General features: G+C 25.8%; 4 protein-coding genes. 2 read left to right on the top strand and 2 right to left on the bottom strand.

Annotated features, from left to right (window positions below; translation table 11 throughout):
* Nucleotides 1-192: 192 nt before the first annotated feature.
* Nucleotides 193-1,509, top strand: coding sequence for a hypothetical protein (locus tag JST56_07730; GenBank protein ID MBS1988845.1), 1,317 nt, complete (start codon nt 193-195; stop codon nt 1,507-1,509).
* 631 nt (nt 1,510-2,140) lie between these two features.
* On the opposite strand, the gene JST56_07735 is transcribed toward JST56_07730, so the two are convergent.
* Together JST56_07735 and JST56_07740 are read right to left on the bottom strand one after the other, a co-directional pair.
* A complete protein-coding gene (locus tag JST56_07735; protein MBS1988846.1) occupies nt 2,141-2,497 on the bottom strand; it encodes a hypothetical protein in 357 nt (118 codons plus the stop codon).
* A gap of 126 nt (nt 2,498-2,623) precedes the next feature.
* Complete coding sequence (locus JST56_07740; GenBank protein ID MBS1988847.1) at nt 2,624-2,944, bottom strand: hypothetical protein; 321 nt, start codon at nt 2,942-2,944, stop codon at nt 2,624-2,626.
* 1,280 nt (nt 2,945-4,224) lie between these two features.
* On the opposite strand from JST56_07740, the gene JST56_07745 reads away from it, so the two are divergent.
* Complete coding sequence (locus JST56_07745) at nt 4,225-4,788, top strand: hypothetical protein (GenBank protein MBS1988848.1); 564 nt, start codon at nt 4,225-4,227, stop codon at nt 4,786-4,788.
* Nucleotides 4,789-4,836 lie beyond the last annotated feature (48 nt).

The following is a 4,836-nucleotide window of genomic DNA, read 5'->3' on the forward strand; positions in this document are numbered from 1 at the left end:
AAAACTGTTGTTGTGAAATATGTTGTTCTAATTGTATTGATTTAAGTAAACAGTTGTGTCTTAAATGTGTCAAGTAAATACTTGAAAAAGTGTTAATTAAAAATTTGATAAAAAAAAAAAAAAAGTGTTAATTAAAAAAATTTGATAGAAAAAAAAAAGAGAGAGACAGTTGTTTAAAAAAAAAAAAATTAAATGAAAGAGTGTAATAATAATATTGTTAAAAAGGTGAATAACAAAAAAAGAGGGATGGCTTTAGCCTTCCCACAACAAAATGATGATGATGAGGAAAAAGAAATAATTGATACAAGTACAAAAGCAATTGATTGGAATAAAATGGTGACAAAAAGAAAAAAGATAAATTTTCAACAAGGAATTTACACAATACCTAATCTTGGTGAAAATGTTTGTTTAGAGGAATATTACAATCGTACAATAGAGAAATTGGGAGATAAATTAAATGTGTTTACCATATCAAAAGAACCACATGAATCAAAAGAGAATAATTATCATATACATTGGTATTTAAAGTACAATAAAAGAGAAACACTCTATCCAACAACATTAGACAAACTTGGAAAACATGGAAATTTAATAATTGGAAAAAAAGGAAACACTAAAAAGAATCAAGTTAATATGGTGAGATATGTAATCAAAGGAGGAGAATACTTGGATTATCCTGAGGATTGGGATTCACTTTCATTTGTTAACAGTAATAAAAAAGGACCTAATAAAATGGATAAAATTGCTAATAACATTATGGAAGGTAAGTACAAGAATAGATTGGATGTAGCTAAAGATGGAAATGGAGGTGCAGCAATCATTTATGGTAAACATATTGAAGAATTTATCAACATGGTAGAAGATGAAAATGAACATGAAAGAACTGCAAATATACAATGGATAGAATTATTTCCTACAATGGAATGGGGAAAAGAATGGTGTCAAATAATGATTTGGTTAAATTTTTACATAAGAAAACCTAATAATGTAAAAGGTAAAATGAAACATTTGTACATTCATGGTAAAAGAAATTTGGGAAAGACAACCAGACTATTAGATCCATTAAAAGAAAGATTAAATATTTACTATATTAGTAAAGATTTGTTACAAAATTTACCTTGGAGAAACAATTTCTATGACTTGTGTATACTAGATGACTATGAAGGAAGTAAAGACATTACTTGGATGAATGAATTTTTGGGAAGTAAAAACATGAACATTCGTATTCCTGGTGGAACTCATTCAAAAAAGAGAGAAATAGTACCTACTATCATTATCAGTAACATTACTTTGGAAGAGTCTTACAAGAAACACATTGACACCTTTGGAAAAGATGAAAGATATTTAGCATTGGAAGATCGTTTTAAAATGATTCATTTAAAGCAAAGAGGAAATCCATTTAACATTAATGAAGAAGATCAACAAATAAAACAAGACTTTGAAAATCAATTTGAAAATCCTCAACTTCAATGTAATAATAATAATAATAATAATGACATTAACAATTAAAAGTTTTAAAATTTGTTTAATATTAATTTTTTTTTTTTTCTCTATTAAAATTATTATAGGATGGCTTTAGCCTTCCTGTTACCCCACCATCATATAAAAAATTACTGACCCCACCTCTTTAATATGAAAGTCACACAAAAATATATGTGACCCCACCAGAATTAACACCTATAATAACATTAAATATTCATGGGGTAACAGGAAGGCTAAAGCCATCCTATACAAAAAATAATATTCATTATTTGCTTTTCATGGGATTGATATTTTCCATTGACCTCACCACTTTCTTAATATAGGTGTTCATTGTTAAGAGTGAGTTGCAATTTAATGAGAAATTCTTCTTCTTATGGTTGTTCTTGTAGCTCTCCCAATTGTTCTTCTTTACTTAAAAAAGGAGTTGGATTGAATTGATTGAGAATGATGTTAATCCTTACCAATTTCAAAAAAACTTTTCTTTTAGTCCAAAGGATAACGAGGAACGATTCATTCAACATTAATCAAGGATAGCGCCTATAAGATCAACAAATAAAACAAGACTTTGAAAATCAATTTAATAATCCTCAACAATAAAGTAATACTAATTAATAACAAGAACATTAACAATTAAAATAGGTGAATCTTTTTTTTTTTTTTAATTTTTAATAGCATTTAATTTGAAAAATGTAGGATAATGTAGTCTATTAAGATAAGTATCTTCAATTTCTTCAATTTCAATTTCATAATGGTATTGAAAAGAACTTACATCCTCTAAAAAAGAAGCACTAATATTAAATACATTTTTTCCTTGTAATATCTGTTCTTTAATTTCCTCTATTGAGTAATTTACATTGAATCGTAGATACAAAAGTTTTAATTCTCTAATATCATTAGGAAGAGTTTTACGAATCAAAAAATTAAGATCCAAAATACGCCATTCTTGATTACCAAGAGGATTGAAAAACATTACTTTTTCTTCTTTATTGTTACCATTATTGAAATAATTACCCATTTTTATTTTTGTTTCTGTAGACTCTTTTTGATTTTTTCTTTTTTAGTTTTTTCTTTTTTAGTTTTTTCTTTTTTAACAGACAGTCCTCATTAATTTATATTAATAAAAAATACTTGATACAGTTTTTTAAACATTTATTACTATCTTTCTTTTTTTAGTTTCTTCTATTTTATTTTGACATTTTAATTTTTTATTAGCTTTTTCCAATTCCAATATTTTAATTTCTTTTTTTCTACAATGAGCACAATTATTTACTTGTTCAATTAATATTTCATCTCTTAATACTCTATTTTCAACAACTCTACTTATCTTTCCTGTATTCATCAATTTAATAAGTATTCTCCTCTTCTTCATGTTATCTGTATATCCAGAGTAATTAATTATTTCTGCTTTGTGACCTTTGTAAAACACTATTTCTCCCACTTTAAAATCATTATCTTTATTCATTTTTTTTTTTTTATTTTTTTTTTGTAAAGGTGGTGCCTACCCATCCTTTTTCTGATGGGGGTACTAATATTTTTTTGAAAGTCTAAACCCATCCTAACATTTTAATGAAGTACTGTATATTTCTGATGAGGTACTAACATTTTTTTTAGTAGGAATCCTGTCATTAGAAGATGAGGTACCATACATTTTTCTGATGTTTTTACACATTGATTTTCTTAGTACCCCACCAAAAATATTACCTTAATATTTTCTTAGTACCCCACCAAAAATATTACCTTTTCTATATTAAGTAAAAAATTTATCATATATCCTTTCAGTTTGACAATCCTCAACAATTTTGTTTAAATAATGAAAACAACAAAAACAATAACAGCAATTAAATAGTGTTTTTAAAATTTTGTTTAATGATCAACTTTTTAATTTTTTAAAAAACTAATCAATAAGTAATTAGATTCTTCGGGATAATCTTCTAGTATTATTGACGATTTATACATGAAGTAGACAAAAACATTGTAGATGACCAAGTCATTGTTCGTGTATTCAAACTTGACATTATTGTACATCAAGTAATTATGTATGTTTGATACTTGAATCATATTGTTTGTAAATTTGATTGAGGAATAGTTGAGAGTAAATTTATCATATATGCCATTAGGAAGATTTTTTTCTGTTGTAAAGACATCCAAATTAGATTGTCTAAGAATAGGAAATACTTTGAAAACATTTATTCTATTATCAGGAGGTTGATTAGTTTTTTTCTTTAGTATGTAAGGTTTCAGTTCACCAGTTACAAATACAGTTTTATTGGGTTTATTTTGCATTATTTTAATATTTTTTTGTTATTTTTTCTTTAATTAAATTTTTTTTCTTAATATTATCTTAGGTAAATATTCTGATGGGGTACTTATATTTTTTAGTGTTATTTTAATGAGGTACTAACATTTTTTAGTGTTATTTTAATGAGGTACTAACATTTTTTGATGAGGTACTAACATTTTTTGATGAGGTACTAACATTTTTTTAGTAGGAAGGCTAAACCCATCCTAACATTCTGATGTTTTTACTTTCCATTTTTTACAGTAGGACCCATCCTATATTTTCTTAGTACAAAAGTGAAATAATAATGAGAGAAATACTACAATTGATAGAGATGGAAAAACAAGGTCAATGGAATCTTGAATATAGTATAAAATAAACAATAATAACAAATAGTATAAAATAAACAATAATAACAAGGGGCAAAAAAAAAGGAAGGGGGAAAAAAAAAAAAAAGATTAGATATGAAAGAAGAAGAAAAACAGAAATTGAGAAAGAGAAAAATTGATTGGTTGTTAAAGGAGGATAATGATAAAGAACAAGAAATTGGAATAACAAAAGAGAGATTAGTTGAAATTGGATTTTGGTTAAATTCTCAAAAACAATGTGATACAATAGAATCGAAAGAAAAACTAAATAAGAAATATTATTCATGGTTACTTAGTAAAACAGAAGATGATATACCTGAAATAAAAGAAATTCAAATATATTTGGATTTTTACGATCTCCCACCTATGACAGAAGAAATGTTGAAAAAGTGGCAAATTTGGATAGAATGTCAAAAAGAATGTTACATACCTGATACTAGAGTACAAGATGATTTGATAAGATGTGATAAATGCAATTCAATAGGTCTAGAACAAAATTCCAACACTTGTCACATATGTAGAGAAGTATTCTTTGATGAATGTCATCAAGTTTATGAGTGTTGTGGAATAGAGGAAGACTATGAAAACTGTTGTTGTGAAATATGTTGTTCTAATTGTATTGATTTAAGTAAACAGTTGTGTCTTAAATGTGTCAAGTAAATACTTGAAAAAGTGTTAATTAAAAATTTGATAAAAAAAAAAAAAAAG

This window comes from Candidatus Dependentiae bacterium (assembly GCA_018266175.1).
In the GTDB taxonomy this organism is placed as follows: Bacteria; Babelota; Babeliae; order Babelales; family RVW-14; genus JAFEAY01.